The sequence below is a fragment of the Corynebacterium otitidis ATCC 51513 genome (genome assembly GCF_000296405.1).
Taxonomy (GTDB): Bacteria; Actinomycetota; Actinomycetes; order Mycobacteriales; family Mycobacteriaceae; genus Corynebacterium; species Corynebacterium otitidis.
In genome coordinates, this window is the sequence record NZ_JH815193.1 from 265,134 (window position 1) to 283,845 (window position 18,712).

At 72.8% G+C, this 18,712-nt stretch carries 17 protein-coding genes, 1 tRNA gene and 1 riboswitch; of the genes, 4 read left to right on the forward strand and 14 right to left on the reverse strand.

Annotated elements, in window-relative coordinates; all coding sequences use genetic code 11:
* Nucleotides 1-33: 33 nt before the first annotated feature.
* Genes HMPREF9719_RS04075 through HMPREF9719_RS04090 form a run of 4 tightly spaced genes read right to left on the reverse strand, consistent with a single transcriptional unit; the run spans nt 34 to nt 5,343 of the window.
* Nucleotides 34-2,142, reverse strand: a complete 2,109-nt coding sequence (locus tag HMPREF9719_RS04075) for an ATP-dependent DNA helicase RecG (RefSeq protein WP_004600703.1) — start codon at nt 2,140-2,142, stop codon at nt 34-36.
* 3 nt (nt 2,143-2,145) lie between these two features.
* Nucleotides 2,146-3,675: a DAK2 domain-containing protein gene (locus tag HMPREF9719_RS04080; RefSeq protein WP_004600704.1), complete on the reverse strand. Its 1,530-nt coding sequence runs from the start codon at nt 3,673-3,675 to the stop codon at nt 2,146-2,148.
* A gap of 11 nt (nt 3,676-3,686) precedes the next feature.
* Nucleotides 3,687-4,370, reverse strand: a complete 684-nt coding sequence (locus tag HMPREF9719_RS04085) for a uracil-DNA glycosylase (protein ID WP_004600705.1) — start codon at nt 4,368-4,370, stop codon at nt 3,687-3,689.
* 7 nt (nt 4,371-4,377) lie between these two features.
* Nucleotides 4,378-5,343 (reverse strand): thiamine-phosphate kinase, encoded by a 966-nt coding sequence (locus tag HMPREF9719_RS04090; RefSeq protein ID WP_004600706.1) that lies wholly within the window; start codon nt 5,341-5,343, stop codon nt 4,378-4,380.
* Between the two features lie 87 nt (nt 5,344-5,430).
* On the opposite strand from HMPREF9719_RS04090, the gene HMPREF9719_RS04095 reads away from it, so the two are divergent.
* Entirely contained in the window at nt 5,431-6,375 is a 945-nt protein-coding gene (locus HMPREF9719_RS04095) for a DUF3515 domain-containing protein (protein ID WP_004600707.1), read from the forward strand.
* Between the two features lie 87 nt (nt 6,376-6,462).
* On the opposite strand, the gene HMPREF9719_RS09800 is transcribed toward HMPREF9719_RS04095, so the two are convergent.
* From HMPREF9719_RS09800 to HMPREF9719_RS04115, 5 genes are all read right to left on the reverse strand, one after another.
* Nucleotides 6,463-6,957, reverse strand: a complete 495-nt coding sequence (locus HMPREF9719_RS09800) for an acyl-CoA dehydrogenase family protein (protein ID WP_322785273.1) — start codon at nt 6,955-6,957, stop codon at nt 6,463-6,465.
* Complete coding sequence (locus HMPREF9719_RS09805) at nt 6,881-7,693, reverse strand: acyl-CoA dehydrogenase family protein (protein WP_004600709.1); 813 nt, start codon at nt 7,691-7,693, stop codon at nt 6,881-6,883. The genes HMPREF9719_RS09800 and HMPREF9719_RS09805 overlap by 77 nt, the downstream gene beginning before the upstream one ends.
* Nucleotides 7,694-7,789: 96 nt before the next feature.
* Nucleotides 7,790-9,016, reverse strand: a complete 1,227-nt coding sequence (locus HMPREF9719_RS04105) for an acyl-CoA dehydrogenase family protein (RefSeq protein WP_004600710.1) — start codon at nt 9,014-9,016, stop codon at nt 7,790-7,792.
* Between the two features lie 4 nt (nt 9,017-9,020).
* Nucleotides 9,021-9,119, reverse strand: a riboswitch (SAM riboswitch).
* A gap of 167 nt (nt 9,120-9,286) precedes the next feature.
* Entirely contained in the window at nt 9,287-10,381 is a 1,095-nt protein-coding gene (locus tag HMPREF9719_RS04110; protein WP_004600711.1) for a D-alanine--D-alanine ligase family protein, read from the reverse strand.
* Between the two features lie 118 nt (nt 10,382-10,499).
* Complete coding sequence (locus HMPREF9719_RS04115; protein WP_174269521.1) at nt 10,500-11,522, reverse strand: NAD(P)H-dependent glycerol-3-phosphate dehydrogenase; 1,023 nt, start codon at nt 11,520-11,522, stop codon at nt 10,500-10,502.
* 180 nt (nt 11,523-11,702) lie between these two features.
* Between HMPREF9719_RS04115 and HMPREF9719_RS04120 the strand changes: the two genes are divergently transcribed.
* Nucleotides 11,703-12,698 (forward strand): NUDIX hydrolase, encoded by a 996-nt coding sequence (locus tag HMPREF9719_RS04120; RefSeq protein ID WP_004600713.1) that lies wholly within the window; start codon nt 11,703-11,705, stop codon nt 12,696-12,698.
* A gap of 98 nt (nt 12,699-12,796) precedes the next feature.
* Here HMPREF9719_RS04120 and HMPREF9719_RS04125 read toward each other — a convergent pair whose 3' ends face one another.
* Complete coding sequence (locus HMPREF9719_RS04125) at nt 12,797-13,546, reverse strand: cyclase family protein (protein ID WP_004600714.1); 750 nt, start codon at nt 13,544-13,546, stop codon at nt 12,797-12,799.
* A gap of 241 nt (nt 13,547-13,787) precedes the next feature.
* Here HMPREF9719_RS04125 and HMPREF9719_RS04130 point away from each other — a divergent pair, with 241 nt between their 5' ends.
* Complete coding sequence (locus tag HMPREF9719_RS04130) at nt 13,788-14,777, forward strand: bile acid:sodium symporter family protein (RefSeq protein WP_004600715.1); 990 nt, start codon at nt 13,788-13,790, stop codon at nt 14,775-14,777.
* Nucleotides 14,778-14,805: 28 nt separating this feature from the next.
* Here the strand turns inward: HMPREF9719_RS04130 and HMPREF9719_RS04135 are convergent, their stop codons facing one another.
* The 3 genes from HMPREF9719_RS04135 to leuC form a co-directional block, all read right to left on the reverse strand.
* A complete protein-coding gene (locus HMPREF9719_RS04135; protein ID WP_004600716.1) occupies nt 14,806-15,042 on the reverse strand; it encodes a hypothetical protein in 237 nt (78 codons plus the stop codon).
* 300 nt (nt 15,043-15,342) lie between these two features.
* On the reverse strand, nt 15,343-15,945 hold the full coding sequence (gene leuD / locus HMPREF9719_RS04140) for a 3-isopropylmalate dehydratase small subunit (RefSeq protein ID WP_004600717.1): 603 nt from the start codon (nt 15,943-15,945) through the stop codon (nt 15,343-15,345).
* A gap of 160 nt (nt 15,946-16,105) precedes the next feature.
* Nucleotides 16,106-17,557, reverse strand: coding sequence for a 3-isopropylmalate dehydratase large subunit (gene leuC, locus HMPREF9719_RS04145; RefSeq protein ID WP_004600718.1), 1,452 nt, complete (start codon nt 17,555-17,557; stop codon nt 16,106-16,108).
* 62 nt (nt 17,558-17,619) lie between these two features.
* Here leuC and HMPREF9719_RS04150 point away from each other — a divergent pair, with 62 nt between their 5' ends.
* On the forward strand, nt 17,620-18,327 hold the full coding sequence (locus HMPREF9719_RS04150) for an IclR family transcriptional regulator (protein ID WP_004601872.1): 708 nt from the start codon (nt 17,620-17,622) through the stop codon (nt 18,325-18,327).
* Nucleotides 18,328-18,470: 143 nt separating this feature from the next.
* Here HMPREF9719_RS04150 and HMPREF9719_RS04155 read toward each other — a convergent pair.
* Nucleotides 18,471-18,546: transfer RNA gene (locus tag HMPREF9719_RS04155), tRNA-Glu, on the reverse strand.
* Between the last annotated feature and the right edge of the window lie 166 nt (nt 18,547-18,712).

Consider the following 18,712-nt stretch of genomic DNA (forward strand, 5'->3'; position numbering starts at 1 on the left):
GCGCCGCGCGGCCGGGGCCAGGGGCCTTATAGTCTAGCTTTTCTCGAGGAAGCCGCGCTCCTCCGGGGCGATCTCGCTGCAGAGCCTCTCCGCGAGCGCGCGGTCGCGCTCGACGAGCTTCGCCGCGTCGCGGGTGGCCTGGGCGATAATGCGCGTGTCGCCGAGCAGGTTGAGCAGGCGGACGTAGTCGGCGCGGCCGGCCTGCGCGGTGCCGAGCACGTCGCCCTCCTGCCGGTTGGCGAGGTCGAGCTCCGCGAGTTTCAGCCCGTCGAGGGTCCCGGCGACGCCCTCGATGCGATCTAAGGCGGCCTGCCCGGCGGGCGTGTCGGGCGTGGCGGCGGTGTGCAGGAAGCACAGCGAGGCGGCCCGGCCTCGGCCGACGCGGCCGCGCAGCTGGTGGAGCTGGGAGATCCCGAAGTTCTCGGCCTCGCGGATGAGCATGACGGTGGCGTTGGCGACGTCCACGCCGACCTCGACGACGGTGGTGGAGACGAGCACGTCGATCCGCCCGGCCGCGAAGTCGGCCATGACCTCGTCCTTCTCCTCGGGCCGCAGGCGGCCGTGGAGCAGCCCGACCTCGAGGTCCGGGTAGCGCTCGGTGGCGAGCTGCTCGTGGAGCTCGACGGCGCCTCCCTCGCCGTCGATGCGGGGGCACACGACGTAGGCCTGGTGGCCGGCGGCGACCTCCTCGCGGATGCGCTGCCAGGCGCGCTCCACCCACGCGGGTTTCGCCTCGGGCACGACGTGGGTGGCGATCGGGCGGCGCCCGCCGGGCAGCTCGGTGAGAAGCGAGACGGCGAGGTCCCCGAAGACGGTCATGGCGATGCTGCGCGGGATGGGCGTGGCGGTCATGACGAGCAGGTGCGGGGTGACGCCGTCGGGCCCCTTGTCGCGCAGCCGCGCGCGCTGCTCGACGCCGAAGCGGTGCTGCTCGTCGACGACGACCAAGCCCAGCCGGTAGAACTCGACCGCATCCTCGATGATGGCGTGGGTGCCGACGACGATGTCCGCCTGCCCGGAGACGACCGCGAGCAGCGCCTTCTTGCGCTCCTTCGCGGGCATCGAGCCGGTGAGGACGACGACGCTGGCCGACAGCCCCGCCCGCCCGAGGGTCTCGGTGAGGCTGCGGGCGTGCTGCGCGGCGAGCACCTCGGTGGGGGCGAGCAGCGCGCACTGGGCGCCGCCGTCGACGACGGTGAGCATCGCGATGAGCGAGACGATCGTCTTGCCGGAGCCGACCTCGCCCTGCAGGAGCCGAGACATCGGCCGGGTGGAGTTAAGCGAGTCGGCGATCTCTGCGACGACTTGCTTCTGCCCGCCGGTGAGCTCGAAGTCGAGGCCGGCGACGAGCCCGTCGGCCTGGCCGCCGTCGACGTGCGGGTAGGCCTCGGCGACGCGCCCCTCGTCGTCGGCGCGGCGCAGCGCCATGACGAGCGCGAGGGTGAGCGCCTCGTTGTACTTGAGCCGACGGATTGCGGGCGTGGGGCCCTCGGGGCCGGGCTGGTGCACGCCGCGCAGCGCCGCGTCGAAGGACACCATGCCGTCTGGCCGGTAGTCGAGCGGCTCGGGGACCTCGGGGATCGCCCTTAAGAGCTGGTCGACGGCAGACAGGATCCGCCACGAGGTGATGCGCTTGCGCTGCGGGTAGACCGGCAGGAAGTTCATCTCGGCGAGCCTCGCGGCGATGCGGTCGGCCTCCTCGTCGCCGGAGGCCCCTCCCCCGCCGCCGGGGCGGGCGATGACGAGGTACTTCGGGTGCTGGAGCTGCGGGGCCTGCCGGTAGTAGCGCAGCTTCCCGGAGAACATCGCCACCGTGCCGGCCGGGAGCTGGCGCGCCACCCACTTCGACTGAAAGAAACTCGCGGTGATGCGGCCCCGACCGTCGCCGATGGTGAGCGTCGTGACCTGCTTGCCGCGCCTCGTGATCGACGTGCGGGTATCGATGACCTCCCCGACGACGGCGACGGACTCGCCGTCGGCGGCGCCGGCGACGTCCACGCCCGAGCCGTTCTTCGAGTAGGCGCGCGGGTAGTAGGCGAGCAGCTCGTCGGCGCCGGAGATCCCCAGGTTGTCGCGCACCGCCTTCGCGTCCTTGTCGGCGATGAGCGAGGAGAGGCTCTTGTTCACCCGGAAGCCCAGCATCGCTTATTCGACCCCGATCTCCGCCAGCCCCCGGATGGTGTCGGCCTCGAAGGCGATGACCTCCACGCCGAAGCGCTCGCTCAAGCCCTCGGCGTCGAGCTCCACCTCGGGGCGCGAGAGGATCGTCACCTGCTCCCCGCCGGTGCGCAGCAGCGCCCCGAGCGTGTGCTCGATGGCCTCGCCGATACCCTCGCCGACGAAGAACACCTCGTCGTTCGCGGCGCACACGTCGCCCGCCTGGCCGGGCCCCGCGGCGGTCATCTGCGCCTGCTCGAGGCGGAAGAGCTCCGCGGTGCGCATGAGCGAGGCGGCCTCGGCCATGTGGTAGGCGACCGCGGCGAGCGGCTGGTCGCGGTCGTGCACCGACAGCGCCGCGATCCCGGAGACCGGCCGCACCGTGGGAAGCAGGATCGCGCGGCAGCCGCGCGCCTGCGCCGCCTTGTCCGCGGAGGCGAGCTCCCGCGCGGAGAGCAGCCCGTTGGGCAGGACGATGAGCTCCTCGGGCCTTCGGGCGGCGAGCCTGCGGTCGATCTCCGCGACCGGGTCGCCCTCCGGGCCGATGACCTCCGCGCCGACCTGCTCGTAGAGCTCCTTGATCGCCCCACCCGGCGCGACCGCCAAGATGAGCCGCTCGCCCGGGCTCACCCGCGGGTCGTCGGGCAGCACCTCCAGGCGCAGGTCCTCCACCTGGGCCCGCGCGTAGGCGAGCTCCACGACGCGGCCGGGGGCGCGGGAGTGGATGTGGATCGTCGCGGACTTCGGGCCCGCCGCCGCGACCTGGAGGCTGTCGCCGAGGCCCCGCAGCTCAGAGACGAGACCCTCTAAGACCTTGGGCTTCTTCGCGGTGGCGTAGAACATCACCTCGACGTTGGGCCGCGGCGCGCCGGCGTCCTCCTCGGGCGGGGCGGTGGCGCCTTCCTCGCCGTCCGCCTCGGCCTTCAAGGTCTCGAGCAGCACGACGAGCCCGCTGCCGCCGGCGTCGACGACGCCGGCCTCCTGCAGCGCGGGCAGCTGCGAGGGGGTCGCGGCGAGCGCGCGGCGCGCAGCCGCGGTCGCCTTGTCGATGACGGCGGAGAGGTCGTCGCCCTCGCTCGGCGCGAACGCCGCGGCGCGCAGCACGGTAAGAACGGTGCCCTCGACGGGCTCGCTGATCGCCTCGCGCACGAGCTCGTAGGCGCGCTTGAGCGCGCCGGCGGCGGCGGGCCCGTCGATCCCGCCGGCGGAGGCCTGTGCCGCGAGCCCGCGCAGCACCTGGGAGAGCACGACCCCGGAGTTGCCGCGCGCGCCGCGCACCGCGCCCCGGGCCAGCGCGGCGGCGATCTCCGCGACGCCGGAGGCGGGGTCGTCGGCGGCGGCGCGCTCCGCGGCGGTGAGCGCGGAGCGCATCGTGTAGGCGAGGTTGGAGCCGGTGTCCGAGTCGGGCACGGGGAAGACGTTGAGCCGGTTGATCTCCTCGCTGCGGCGCTCGAGCTCCGCCACGGCGCGCCGGGCCCAGCTAAGAAGCCGGTCGGCGTGGAGGCTGGCGGAAGTCACGGGCGTCTAGTCTACCCGGCGAGGTCCGCGCCGCCGGAGCGGCTCCAGTCGATGGGAGAGGCGCCCTGCTCCCGAAGGAGCCGGTTGGCGCGGCTAAACGGCTTGGAGCCGAAGAACCCGCGCGGGGCCGACAGCGGCGAGGGGTGCGGCGACTCGATGAGCGGCGTGTCGCCTAAGAAACGGGCGCAGGTCTGCGCGTCGCGGCCCCAGAGGATCGCCACCAGCGGTGCGTCCCTATCGGCGAGCGCCTCGATCGCGCGGCGGGTGATCTCCTCCCAGCCGCGGCCCCGGTGGGAGGCGGGCTTCCCGGATCTCACGGTGAGCACCCGGTTGAAGAGCGCCACGCCCTGCTTCGCCCAGCCGGTGAGGTCCCCGTCGGTGGGCGCCTCGACCCCTAGGTCGTCGGAGAGCTCCCGAAAGATATTCGCCAGGCTCTTCGGCAGGGGCCGAACGCCCGGCTGCGTGGAGAACGACAGGCCCATCGCATGCCCCGGGGTGGGATAGGGGTCCTGCCCGACGATGAGGACCTTCACCTCGTCGAAGGGGTAGCTAAACGCGCGCAGCACGTCGGAGCCGGCGGGCAGGTAGGGCCGCCCGGCCGCGATCTCGGCGCGCAGGAAGTCGCCGAGGGCGTGGATGTCGTCCTCGACGGGGCCGAGCACCGGCCGCCAGCTCTCGTGGATGGGAAGGCTCATAGCTGGCCTACAAGCTTAGCCAGCCGCCGGCGTAGCGCGGCGCCCGCCCGTCGACGGTGACGCCGGAGCCGCGCCCGACGCGGCCGATCTCCCGGAAGCCGGAGGGCGCGGGGCCCTCGAGGGCGGCGACGATGACGTGGTCCTCCCCGCCGGTGAGCGCCCAGCGCCACGCGTCCTCCCCGAGCTCGTCCGCTGCGGCGCGCATCTCCTCGCTCGGGGCGATGGCGGCGGCCTCGAGGTCGACGCGCACCCCGGAGCGCTCCGCGAGGGTGGAGAGGTCCGCGACCAGCCCGTCGGAGACGTCCGTCGCGGCGCTCGCGCCGGCGGCGCGCGCGACGATCCCCCGGTTGGGCCGAAGCCTCGGTGCGACGTGCGCGGCGACGAGCCCGGGGAACGCCTCCTCGGCGGCGTTCCTGCCGAGCCGCTCGATGAGCGCGAGCCCCGCCGCGGAGCGGCCCGTGGCACCTGAGGCGATGAGCCTCTGGCCCGGCCTCGCGCCGCTCAAGGTCAGCGCGGGCAGCGCCCCGCCCAGCGCGCCGAGCGCGCTCACCCCGAGCACGAGGTCGCGGCTCGTGGTGAGGTCCCCGCCGACGAGCTGCGCGGAATACTCCGCGGCCTCCGAGGCGATGCCCGCGGCGATGCCCCGCGCCACCGCGACGGGCGTCTCCGGCGGGGCGCTTAAGGACAACACGAGCGCGTGCGGCCTCGCGCCCATCGCCTCGATGTCCGCGACGTTCTGGGTGACCGCCTTGACCCCGACCTCCTCCGGCTCCGACCAGTCGAGCCGGAAGTGCCGCCCAGAGACCAGCGCGTCGGTGGTGATCACCGGCCGCGAGCTGGGGGCCAACACGCCGAGCACCGCGGCGTCGTCGCCGTTCAAGCCGCTCGGCGCGGCGGCGAGCAGCTCGCGGATCGCGGCGGCCTCGCCGACGTCGCCGAGGGTGGGCCCGGGAAACCTGGAGTAGACGTCCACGACCCACCACCCTAGGCGAGGCGGGATCTCCCCCGCGCGGGCCCGCGGGAGGCTAGCCTCGCGTTCCCGGCGCTAGAATCGTGGCCCATGTTCGACCCAGACGAGCTCTCCGGCGGCGGCGCCGGGGAGACCAAGGACGGCATCGGGCGCGTACCGCTTCTCGTGGCGCTGGTGATCTCCCTGGTGGCGGTGGCCGCGGTGATCCTCGGGGCGCGCTACGTGCTCGGCGAGGCCGCATCAAGACCCGTCTCCCTGCCCGAGGTGCCCGCCCCGCAGGCCGACACCAACGAGTGCGAGGCGCTCCTATCCGACCTGCCCGAGAAGATCGACGGCCACAACCGCGTCGAGCTCGCCGACCCGGCGCCTCAGGGCGCGGCGGCGTGGGCGAAGAGCTCCGAGGAGCGCGTCACCCTGCGCTGCGGGGTGGAGCTACCCGACCAGTACACGGAGCTCTCCGCGACTGAGGAGATCGGCGGGGTGGAGTGGCTTGCGGTCTCGGACGCCGACTCCGAGCTCACCACGTGGTTCAGCGTGGACCGCACCCCCATCGCCGCGGTGACCACCTCCTCCGGCGAGGGCATCGAGGACCTCGCGCCCGCGATCGCCGACGCGCTTAAGGCCGACGAGCACGAGCCCGCCCCCGCTCCCCTCGCCGAGGCCGACGTCGTCGAGCCCGAGCGCTGCGACGGCCTCATGGACAGCCTCCCCGAGACGCTCGCCGACCGGGCTCTCACCGAGCACCCCTCGGGCGGGCCGCGCGCCGCGTGGACCGCGCCCGGGCTCGAGCCGGTGGCGCTCGCCTGCGGCGTGGAGCTCCCCGAGAGCTACCGCCCCGGGGAGCGCATCACCCAGGTCGACGACGTCGCCTGGTTCGAGGACCCCGACGACGGGACGTTCTACGCTCTCGGCCGCGACGCGATCGTCGCGCTCCACGCGCCCGACACCGAGGGCAACGAGGCAATCGTCGCCGCGAGCGACCTCGTCGCGGCCCACACCGAGAAGGCCCCCAGCGGCGAGGGCGAGGCGCAGTAGTGCCCAGTACTCCCCGAACTCGCGGTGCTCCGCAGCCCGCGACGCGCCCCGCCTCACAACGAGGTGGGGCGCGAGCTCGTTGATGCCCTAGGTGTAGAGCGTCGGCGGCGGGGGCGTGCCGTTGAGGTAGAAGTCGCCCACCTCGAGCTTCTTGTAGTCCACCGGGTCGTGGAGCGAGTGGGTGCGGATATTGCGCCAGTAGCGGTCCAGCCCGTGGCTCGAGGCCGTCGAGGACGAGCCGGTCGCCTCGAAGACGCGGTGGGCGAGGTCCGTCGCCGCCTCGGAGCTTGCGACCTTGAGCCTGGCGACCGCGACGGCGAACTCGCCGCGGGCCTCGGCGGTGACCCCGGAGCCGAGAGCGACAACCTCGTCGAACCGCGCGGCCAGCCGCTCGGCGAGCGCCGCGACGGCGGCGTTTCTCGCATCCAGCTCCCCTACCAGCCGCAGCACGAACGGGTCGTTTCGGTAGCGCTCCGCGGGCGAGCGGAACCACGAGCCGCGGCGCTTAGTGATGATCTCCCGCGCGGCGGCGAGCGCCCCCTCGGCGATCCCTAAGTAGAGGTGCCCGAACGCGAGCTGCAGGCCCGGGGGTGAGGAGCGTGGAGAACGGCTCGTCGGTCATGGGGCCTAGCACGTCGTTTTCTGCGACGCGCACCCCGCGGAAGCTCACGGAGTTCGACGAGGAGAGCCGCTGGCCGAGCACATCCCAGTCGTCGAGGTACTCGACACCGTCGCGGCCGTGCTCGAGGACGAGCGCGAGCACCTTCCCCTCGGCGGGGCCGGCGGCGACCCGGGCGTGGACGAGCAGCGCGTCGCCCACCGCGGAACCGGCCGCGTAGCGCTTCGTGCCCTCGAGCAGCCACCCGCCGCCCTCGAGCGGGCGGAGGCTCAAGTCCGGGTCGGTGGGGTTGACGGCGTCGCCCCAGATCCAGGAGCCCTCCGCGGAGGCGCGGAACCAGCGGGAGCGGCGCGCCTCGTCGTCGGGGATGGAAAAGCCGACGCTGGCGAGGTTGAGGTAGTGGTAGGCGAGCACCTGCGCGATCGAGGAGTCGACGCGGGCGATGGTGCGCACCGCGAGCAGCGCCGATGCCCAGTGTCCTCCCCCGCCGCCGTGTTCGGCGGGGATGATGAGGTCGACGAGCCCGGATCGTTTAAGGATCTCCGCCTCGCGGCGCGGGGTGCGGTTGGCGCGGTCGCGCTCGAGCGCGTCCGCGGCAAGCTCGTCGGCGACCGCCTGGGCGGCGCGCTCAGCGGCGGCGAGCTCCTTGCCGTCGGCCGCCCCGAGCCAGGGCGAGCGCGTCGTCATCGGTGTGGTCATGGGTTGAGGTGTCCTTTCGGTGGGTCGGCCCCGCGCCGCGCGCGGGCGGCCGCGGGGCCGTAGCGGGAGTGCGAGTGTGCTTAGAGGGGTGGTCCGTCAGCCGACGGGCTGGGCGGCGGTTTTGGCGTCCTCGGGGATGCCCACGCCCCACAGGCCGACCGGGCCGGTGCCGTTGACGAGCCAGTCGCCGACGATGCGGGCCTTGTAGACCCACGGGTTGTGGCTGAGCACGGTGCGCGCGTTGCGCCAGTAGCGATCCAGCCCCTTCGCCTCGTCGGGGGCGGACGCGCCGAGCGCGTCGAAGAGCCGGCTCACCGCACCGAGCACGGGGCCGCGCAGCGCGACCTGGGCCCTCGCGGTCGCGAGGTCCGCCTCCCGGGCGGCCTCCCGCTGCTCCTCGCGGGCGGAGCCCCTGGTGGCGAACGCCTCGTCGAGGGCGGTGGCGGTCTCTAGGACCTGGGCCCGCGCGAGCGCCGCGGTGGCGTCGACCTCGCCGATGGCCTGGAGGAGCTGCGGGTCGTCGCCGGCGCGGGCGGTGTTGCCGTGGGTGTAGGCGCGCTTGCGGTTGCGCAGCTCCTCGCCGGCCTGGCGTGCCGCGGCGGCGACGATCCCGGCGAGCACGATGAGTAACACCTGCTGGAAGACGGCGGCCTGGTAGGGGTAGCGATCGTCGAGGAGGCGCACCTCGTAGGCGTCGACGATGGCGTTCTCGAGGCTCGCGCCACCCGAGGCGGTGGTCTTCTGCCCGAAGCCGGGCCAGTCGTCGCGCACGCTCACCCCGGGCTGGTCGCGGCGCACGATGAGCCCGAGCTCCCGGCCACCCTCGTCTCTGGCGGTGACGTCGAGCCAGTCGACGACAAGCGAGCCGGTCGTGTAGGCCTTCTCGCCCGTCACGCGCGGCCCGTCGGGGGTCTCGGTAAGCCGGGTCTGGAAGCCGTCGTAGCCGCCCTTGCCCGGCTCGGTCCACGCGTTGCCGACGAGATTCCCCGCGGCGAGCCGGGCCAACCACGCGCGCGACACGTCGCTCTTAGCGCCGCGCCAGAGGGCCTCCTCCTCGATGGCGACGTGGCCGCGCAGCGCCTGCGGGATGTTGCTGTCCTGCGTGGCGAGCTCGAGGAGCACCTCGGTCTGCTCGCGCCACGTGTGCCCGAAGCCGCCGTGCTCCTCCGGGAGGCGCAGCCGGCCGATGCCCGCCGCGGCGAGCGCCCGGATCTCGGCTTCAGGAACCTCTCGGCTGAGCTCGTGCTCGAGGGCCCGCTCCCCCGCGGCGGCGATCGCCCCGCGCAGCTCCTCGGGAATGGGTAGGTGTACGTGCCTGGTCATGGTTCCTCCATCGCTCCTGGCGTTAGCACCTCAGGCGGGAAAACCCCCGCCCCGGTTGCTGCGGCGTCGCCGGGCCAGATCCCTCGGCCGCTCTGGATGTCTAGGGACACGCCTAGTTGTATCCAGCGAGCCGGGGCGCGGATAGGGATCCGCTCAGCCGGGGCCGAAACGGGCTTCGGGCAGCAGAAAAGCCCGCCGTGGGAGGCGGCGGGGCAAAGAAGGATCGAGGGAGGATTCGGCGGGAGGCCGGGGCCGGCCTGGCCGCAGGACCTAGTCCGCGCGGTCCTCGGCGCGGCGCAGCGCGGTCTCCACGAGCGTGGCGAGCAGCTCCCGGTACGGGGTGCCGGAGGCCTCGAAGACCTTCGGGTACATGGAGATCTCCGTGAAGCCGGGCATCGTGTTGATCTCGTTGAACAGCGGGCCCTCCTCGGTGAGGAAGAAGTCCACCCGAGCCAGCCCCTCGCAGCCCAGCGCCTCGAACGTCTGAAGCGCCAGGCGCTGCAGGTCCTGCACGACGGGCGCCGGGTAGTCGGCGGGGACTTCCGCGGAGACGACGTCGTCGACGTACTTCGCCTCGAAGCCGTAGAAGCCCTCCTCGGACTCGCCCGTGCCGAGCAGCCGCGCCGGCACCGAGGCCTCGAGGCGCCCGTCCGGGTGCTCGAGCACCCCGAGCTCCACCTCCGCGCCCTCGACGGCGGCCTCGACGATGACCTTCGGGTCGCTCGCGCGGGCCTCCTCGAGCGCGGCGGGCAGGTCCTCCCAGCGCTCGACCCGAGAGATCCCGATCGACGAGCCGCCCGAGGCGGGCTTGACGAAGACGGGCAGGCCCAACCGCTCCCGGTCCGCGTCCGAGAGCCCCTCGCCCGCGCGCAGCACCGCCTCCGGGGTGGCGGGCACGCCCGCGGCGGTGGCGATCTTCTTCGTGAACTCCTTGTCCATCCCGCACGCCGCGCTGAGCACCCCGGTGCCGACATACGGCACCCCGGAGAGCTCAAAGAGACCCTGGATCGCGCCGTCCTCCCCGAAGCGGCCGTGCAGCACCGGGAAGATGACGTCGGCTTTGGCCCACACCTCCCCGCCGGGGAGCCGGAAGGTGCCCGCCTCCGTCGGCGAGAGGCTAAGCGACAGCCGCTCGCCGGGGGCGACCTCGGGGAAGCGGCCCTCGACGATGGAGAGCTCCTCGCGGTTGGTGGTGCCCGGCACCCAGTCGCCGTGCCTCGTGATGCCCACGGGCACGACCTCGAAGCGCTCCCGGTCGAGGTTGTCCATCACCGCGCCCGCCGACAGGCAGGAGATCGAGTGCTCCCCCGACCTGCCGCCGTAGACGACCGCGACCGTGATCTTCTTGGTGCCAGGGGTTGCCATCACCGCTCCCGTCGCCGCTGCCCACGGCCTCGCCTGCAAGAAACCCGGCGCCGCGGCATGCCCCTTAAGCGCCCCGGTGTCGGGGCGGTGAGGTCGCGCGGCGCGCGTCCCCGCCAGGCTACCGGGCGGCACCCGCGCCGGGGTATTCCGGCTTGTAGCGCCGCCCCATGAGCTGCGCGATCATGCCCTCGACCCCGTCGCCGGCGTGGCAGACGCGGTAGACCGCCTGGGTGATCGGCATGTCCACCCCGAGGCTCTCCGCGAGCGAGCGCACCGCCGAGGAGGACACAACGCCCTCGGCGACCTGCCCGTTCGTCGCGGCGCGCGCCGCCTCAAGCCCCTCCCCGCGGCCGAGCGCCTCACCGAAGGAGCGGTTGCGCGACAGCGGGGACGTGCACGTCGCGACCAGGTCGCCCATCCCCGCAAGCCCGAGGAAGGTGCGCGGGTTCGCGCCCAGCGCCTCCCCAAGCCGGGTGATCTCCGCGTTGCCGCGCGTCATCGTCGCGGCCGCGGAGTTGATGCCCAGGCCCGTGCCCGCGGCGATGCCGCAGGCGAGCGCGATGACGTTCTTGCACGCGCCGGCGATCTCGCAGCCGACGACGTCGGTGTTGGTGTACGGCCGGAAGTAGTCGGTCGCTAAAGCGCTCTGCACGCGCTTCGCGGACTCGGGCTCGGCGCAGGCGATAACGCTCGCGGCGGGCTGGCCGGCGGCGACCTCGCGGGCGAGGTTCGGGCCGGTGAGCACGAGGCTGCGCGAGTTCTCGATTCCGGTCTCCTCCTCGAGCACCTGGGTCATGAGCCGCCCCGTGTCGAGCTCCACGCCCTTGGCGACCTGCACGACGAGCGCGTCGCCGGGGATGAGCCCCCCGAAGCGGCGCAGGTTCCCGCGCAGCGTCTGGGCGGGCACGGCGAGCACGACGATCTCCGCGCCGGCGAGCGCCTCCTTCTCGTCGCTCGTGGCGCGCAGGCTCTCGGGCAGCGCCGTGCCGGGCAGGTAGTCGGGGTTCTCGTGGCCCTCGTCGATGGCGCGGGCGAGCTCGTCTCTCCGAGCCCAGACGGTGACGTCGTTGCCGGCGTCGACGAACACCTTCGCGATCGTCGTGCCCCACGAGCCCGCGCCCATCACTGCCACCCTGGCCACCTGAATGAAGCCTCCAGCCCCGGCGCCCGCCGGCTCGTCGCTTGCTGCCAATCACCATGAGGCCGCCCGCGCGGTGGCCCGGCAGCCTCGTATTCGGCGCCTAGTATATAGGCGTCCACCGGCCCCGCCGGGCCGGCGGTTTGTCCCGCCCGCACGAGAGAAAGGTGACCCCGCCCAGCCATGGCCGACCGCTTCGCCGCCACCGACTCGACCCTCCACGTGGCCGACTCCTACCAGTACATCCCCCGCGACCCGGCCGGCGAGTTTCGGCGGCCCACCCTCGCCGCCGGGGCGGTGCTCTGGCGCCGCGGGCCCGGCGGGGGCCCGGAGTACGCGCTCATCCACCGGCCCCACTACGACGACGTGTCGCTCGCGAAGGGCAAGGTCGACCCGGGCGAGTCCGTGCCCGCCGCCTGCGCCCGGGAGCTCACCGAGGAGACCGGCCTCGAGTTCCGCCTCGGCCGGCTGGTCGGCACCGTCACCTACCCGGTCAAGGATCGCACCAAGGTCGTCTACTACTGGCTCGCGGAGGCCACCGGCGGGAGCTTCGAGGCCAACGACGAGGTCGACCGGCTCGAGTGGGCGCCGCTGAGCAAGGCCACCGACCTGCTCAGCTACCCCGTCGACCGGGAGGTCCTCGCCCGCGCCCAGAAGCTGCTCACCCACCAGGTCACCTCCCGGGTGCTGCTCGTGCGCCACGCTAGGGCTCTGAGCCGCGAGTCGTGGCCCAACGAGGACGACGAGCGCCCGCTGGATCGCAAGGGCCGCCGCCAGGCCGAGCTCCTCGTCCCGGAGCTTTCCGCCTACAAGCCCGACCGGATCATCGCCGCCCCGCCGCTGCGCTGCCAGCAGACCGCCGCGCCGCTCGCCGCGGAGCTGGGCTTAAGCCCCAGCGAGGAGAAGAAGGTCGCCGACAAGGCGTGGGACCGCGACCCGCGCTCCGCGCTGCGGGCGCTCCGCGAGATCGCCGCGCGGCCGGGCGTGAGCGTCGTGGTGAGCCAGGGGCGCTTCATCCCCGGCGTGCTCGAGGCCATCGGGGTGGGCGCGAACGCCGAGACCCCGTACCGCACCCACACCGGCCTCCGCGCGAAGAAGGCGAGCACCTGGTCGTTGAGCTTCTCCGGGAAGCGGCTGGTGGCGGCCGACTACCTCGCCAGCCCCCTGCCGGCGCGCTAGGCCCAGCGCGCCCCGCCTGCCCGCCCCTCGCGGGTCCCGAGTTCAGCCCCGGGACCCCGAGGGGCCTTTTCCGTGTCTGGGGGCGAGTGGTGCTGGCGCTACTCCTCGCGCGGGGCGACGGCGTAGGCGCGGGCGGGGAAGCCGTAGCCGTCCTTCGGCTTCGGGGCGGTGGCGCTGATGAGCGCCCCGGTGGCGGGCACCTCGGCAAGCCTCGTGAGCAGCTCGATCTGCCAGCGGCCGGTGGAGAGGATGTACGTCTCCGCGGGGAGCTTCCCCGCCTGGACCGAGCGACCGGGGTCGGTGTCGGTCGTCTCGTGGCCGATGGCGGTCACCGCGCGGCGCTCGACGAGGAACTCGAGCGCCGGCACGCCCCAGCCGGGGCTGTGGAAGGTGCCCTCCAAGTCGGGGTTGTACATGTCGCCGCTCTCCCAGCGCTTCGACCAGTCGGTGCGCAGCGCGACGAACGAGCGCGGCGGGATCTGGCCGTACTTCTTCTCGTGGCGCTCGATGAGGTCGACGCCGGCGACGAAGTCCGGGTTCTGCGCCGCGTCCTCGCTCGCATCCAGGACGACGAGCGGGAGGATGAACTCCTCCGGGCCGATGGCGTCGAGGAGGTGCTCGCCGGCGGCGAAGTGGCCCGGCGCGTCGATGTGGGTGCCCCACTGGCCGACGATGCTGTAGCGGTCGACGTTGAAGCCGTCCTTCTCGATCGAGTAGAGCTGCTCGCGCTCCTCGTCGGGGAAGCCCGAAAACGTGGGCTGGCCGGAGTGGAACGCGTGGGTGAGGTCGATGGTGCGGTAGTCGTCGCGCAGCGAGGCGGCGATGTCCCACAGCTTGTGCTCGGACACGGGGATCGTTCTCCTTTCCCCCCTCGGCGGCGAGGGCGAATTGAGTCCTGCGAGGCGGTGTTCTGGCGCCGGCCGGGAATCGCCTTCCCGGCCGGTGGTCTTGAAGCTACGGCCGCCCGTCTCGGCGCGCCCGGCGATTCACCCGGGCCGGATCGCTGGACACCCGCCCCGCTCCCCCGCGGCGCGGCGGTGGGTAGCACCCGATAGTGATTCCGCTCATAGCGGATACTACAGTGATCCCATGTTCCAGAACATCGATCCCACAACAAGGGAAGACGTTTCCCGCGAGGAGCGCTCCGCGACGATCGCGGTGCTCGGCTTCCCGGCGTTCATCCTCGTCGGCGCGGCGATCGCGTTCTTCTTCCCCGAGCCGTTTCTGCCGCTGACGAACTACCCGACGGTCTTCCTCGCGATCATCATGTTCGCCATGGGGCTCACGCTCACCGTCCCGGACTTCAAGGAGGTCGCCCGCCGGCCCCTGCCGGTCGCGCTCGGGGTGGTGGCCCAGTTCGTCGTCATGCCGCTCGGCGCGATCGCCGTAGCGAAGCTCTTCGGCCTGCCCGAGGCGCTCGCCGTGGGGCTGCTCATGCTCGGCTCCGTGCCGGGCGGCACGGCCTCGAACGTCGTGGCCTACCTCGCGCGCGGCGACGTGGCGTTGTCTGTGGCGATGACGAGCGTCTCCACGCTCATCGCGCCCATCGCCACCCCGGTGATCATGCTGCTGCTCGCGGGCGAGCGCACCGAGGTCGACGCCGCCGGCATGGCGTGGACCCTGCTGCAGACGGTGCTCGGCCCCGTGGTGCTGGGCCTTGTCATCGCGACGTTCGCATCGCGCGCGGTCGCGAAGGTCTCCGCGGCGCTGCCGTGGGTCTCCATCGTCGGCATCGGCGGGGTCGTCTTCGGCGCGGTCGCCAAGAACGCGGAGGCCCTCGCCGTCGTCGGGCTCACCGTGCTCGCCGCGGTGCTCGCCCACAACGTCCTTGGCTACGCGCTCGGCTACCTCGCGGCGAAGATCGGCGGCTACCCGAAGCCCACGAGGCGCACCATGGCCGTGGAGATCGGCACCCAGTCCGCGGGGCTCGCCTCGGGCATGGCGGGCACGTTCTTCCACCCGGAGGCGGCGCTGCCCGGCGCGGTGGCCGCCGTGTTCCACAACATCACCGGCGCGATCTACGCGGCGCTCGTGCGCGCCGCGGACGCCCGCGCCGCGCGGGCGACGATCCCCTCCTAAGAGCCGGCCCGGCCGCGGCGCCGGCCGGTCACCGCGGCCCCTCGCCGCTCCCCTCGCCCGCGGCCGACGCGTCAGCGAGCTCGGTCGGCCGCGGCAGCCGCGCGGCCGCCCAGTCGACGGCGCGGGGCAGGTAGAACAAGGCCGTCACCGCAGTGCCCACCCACCAGTAGCCGTAGCTGCCGCCGATCTTCAGCCCGAAGAACGTCGTAGTCGCCCACACCAGGGCGAACTCCCCGATCGCCGCCGGCCCGCTTCGCCTGCTCACCCGGCCCTCCCCTGCCCTGATCCCGGAGGACGGGACCGGCGCCAGCCGCCCGCCCGGCGCCGCCGGCGGCCCAGCCGCCTCCGCTGCGGTTTTCGGCAAAAGTACCCGAGGCTCCGCCGCGACGCACCGGTTTCATTCGCGCCGCGGGCGCATCGGGTGCCCGTCGCTCCTCCCGCCTACGCCCGCCCGGCGCCTCATCTACCCGGGCAGGGATGCGCAACGGCCCCGGCCGCCGCGGGTGGCGGCGGTCGGGGCCGGGTCCTTTCGCCGCGGGGCGGGCGACGGTCGGGGCCGTCTCGTCTAGGCCTGCTCCTGCGGGACGGAGGGCTTGAAGACCTGGCGGGTCGACTCGAAGGAGGAGATCTTCTCCTCGTCGCGCAGGGTGAGGCCGATGTCGTCGAGGCCCTCCATGAGGCGCCAGCGGGTGTAGTCGTCGACCTCGAAGCCGATGACGTGCTCGCCGGCGGTGATCGTCTTCTCCTCGAGGCTCACGGTGAGCTCGATGCCGGGCTCGGCGTCCATGATCTTCCACAGCAGCTCGACGTCCGACTCGTCGAGCTGCCCGGCGAGCAGCCCGGCCTTGCCGGCGTTGCCGCGGAAGATGTCGCCGAACTTCGGGGAGAACACGGCCCTAAAGCCGTAGTCCATGAGCGCCCACACGGCGTGCTCCCTCGAGGAGCCGGTGCCGAAGTTGCGGCCGGCGACGAGCACGGAGCCGTTTGTGAAGGGCTCGCGGTTGAGGACGAAGTCGGGGTCCTTCTCCCGCCAGTTGGAGAAGAGCCCGTCCTCGAAGCCGGTGCGCGAGACGCGCTTGAGGTACCTGGCGGGGATGATCTGGTCGGTGTCCACGTCGGAGAACTCCAGCGGGACGCCCACTCCGGTGTGGGTCTCGAAGGGCTGCATCGCTTGCTCCTTTGCTGCAACGCGTGCGTCGGACAGGAAACGTGAAGGAAGATGTGCGCGAAAGATCTGTGCGCCGCTTAAGCGCGCGGCCCGCGGGCGGCCGCGCCGCGGGGTCCGGCGGGACGCGGCGGCGCCCCTGCAGGCGCGGGCCGGGTCGGTGCTAGGCCGGGGTGGCGACGCGGCCGGCGGCGTCGTCGAGGTCGTCGGGGCTGGCGAGGTGCCCGGCCACCGCGGTCGCCGCCGCCACGAGCGGGGAGACCAGGTGGGTGCGGCCGCCGGGGCCCTGGCGGCCCTCGAAGTTGCGGTTCGACGTCGAGGCGGAGCGCTCCCCGGGCTTGAGCTGGTCGGGGTTCATCCCCAGGCACATCGAGCAGCCCGCGGTGCGCCACTCCGCGCCCGCGTCGAGGAAGATCCGGTCGAGGCCCTCGTCCTCGGCCTGCTTCTTCACCATCGACGACGACGGCACGACCATCATGCGCAGCCCGTCGGCGATGCGGCGGTCCTTGAGCACGCCCGCGGCGGCGCGCAGGTCCTCGATGCGCGCGTTCGTGCACGAGCCAAGGAAGACCGTGTCGATGGCGATGTCGCGCAGTGGGGTGCCGGGCTCTAGGTCCATGTAGGCGAGCGCCTTGCGGGCGGCGGCCTTCTCCGAGTCGGTGGTGAAGTCCTCCGGGTCGGGCACGGCCTCGGACAGCGGCAGGCCCTGGCCGGGGTTCGTGCCCCACGTGATGAACGGGGTGAGCTTGTCGGCGTCCAGGTGCACGACAGTGTCGAACTCGGCGCCCTCGTCGGTGGGCAGCGTCTTCCAGTACTCGACGGCGAGCTCCCAGTCGCGGCCGGTGGGCGCCATCTCGCGGCCCTTGACGTACTCGAAGGTCGTCTCATCCGGCGCGATCATCCCGGCCCTGGCGCCGGCCTCGATGGACATGTTGCAGATCGTCATCCGCTCCTCCATGGAGAGCTTGCGGATGGCCTCGCCGCGGTACTCGATGATGTGGCCCTGCCCGCCGCCGGTGCCGATCTTCGCAATGATCGCGAGGATGATGTCCTTCGCGGTCACGCCGGGCTTGAGCTCCCCGTCGATCTCGATGGCCATGGTCTTAAACGGCTTGAGGCTCAAGGTCTGGGTGGCCATGACGTGCTCGACCTCGGAGGTGCCGATGCCCATGGCGATCGAGCCGAACGCCCCGTGGGTGGAGGTGTGCGAGTCGCCGCACACGATCGTCATGCCCGGCTGCGTGGCGCCGAGCTGCGGGCCCACGGTGTGGACGATGCCCTGCTTGATGTCGCCCATCGGGTGGAGCCTAATGCCGAACTCCTCGCAGTTCTTGCGCAGGGTCGCGACCTGCGTGCGCGAGGTCTGCTCCTTGATGTCGAGCAGGTTCCCGCCGGTCACGCCGATGGTGGGCACGTTGTGGTCCTCGGTGGCCAGGTGCAGGTCCGGGCGGCGGATCTTGCGGCCCGCCATGCGCATCCCGTCGAAGGCCTGCGGGGAGGTGACCTCGTGGAGCAGCTGGAGATCGATGTAGATAAGGTCGGGGCTACCGTTCTCGCCGGCGGCGACGACGTGGTCGCGCCAGACCTTCTCGGCGAGCGTGAGTTTCTCCGTCATGGCTGATCCTCCTCTAGCACAATCCCTAGCTTCCCACTTAATGAGATGCTAGTGTTCGCTTTATGGGACAGTATAGTGTATCCGGGATCAAAGTTCTCGATCGAGCCGTGGCGATCATGATGGCCGTGGCCGACGAGCCCCACAGCCTCGCGGAACTCTGCGCCGCGACCGAGCTCCCCCGGGCCACCGCCCACCGGCTCGCCACCGCGCTCGAGGCGCACCGCATCCTCGCGCGCACCTCGGATGGGCGCTGGACGATCGGGCCCACGCTGACGACCTTGAGCCTCGGCGGGCAGGACCAGCTCCTCGACGCCGCCGCCCCCGTCATGACCGACCTCATGGGCACCACCGGCGAGTCGGTCCAGCTCTACCAGCGCACCGGCACCACCCGCACGTGCATCGCCGCCCAGGAGCCCGCCACGGGCCTGCGCAACCGCGTGCCCGTCGGCTCGCAGCTGCCGCTCACCGCCGGCTCCGGCGCGAAGGTCTTCTGCGCCTACATCTCGCCGGCGCTCTCCTCGGTCATCCTCGGCGAGGCGGCGTTCAGCGAGCGGGACTTGGAGCTCGTCCGGGAGCGCGGCTGGGCCGAGTCCGTCTCCGAGCGGGAGGTCGGCCTGGCGAGCGTCTCCGCGCCGGTGATGGACACCAACGGCTCGCTCGTGGCGGTGCTGTCGATCTCCGGGGTCGCGGAGCGGCTGCGCCCCAGCCCCGGGAAGCTCTGGGGCGAGGAGCTCACCGCCGCCGCCAAGAGGCTCTCCGCGGCGCTCTAACCTGCCCGCCGGGTGGAAAGGCAGGCGACGGTTCCCGGGCCGCCGCCCGCCCTGGCCGCGCCGGAGCGGCGACGACGCCACCCGGATACAAAAGCGCCCCTCGGTGGAAGAAAAACTCCATCGAGGGGCGTTCTTGCAATTCGTGGTACCCCGTACGGGATTTGAACCCGTGTTACCGGCGTGAGAGGCCGGCGTCCTAGGCCGCTAGACGAACGGGGCTCGCTCGCTTGCCCGGTTAACAATAGAGAACCCGATCCGGGCGAACAAATCGCCAGCTCACACCGCCTTTTCCGGGTGTTTAACGGGAGTTTAGGGCCCGCGCGGAAACGCGCGCCGCGAAACCCCGCCGCGCGGGGCGTGCGCGGCCGGCGGCCGAGCGGCGCGG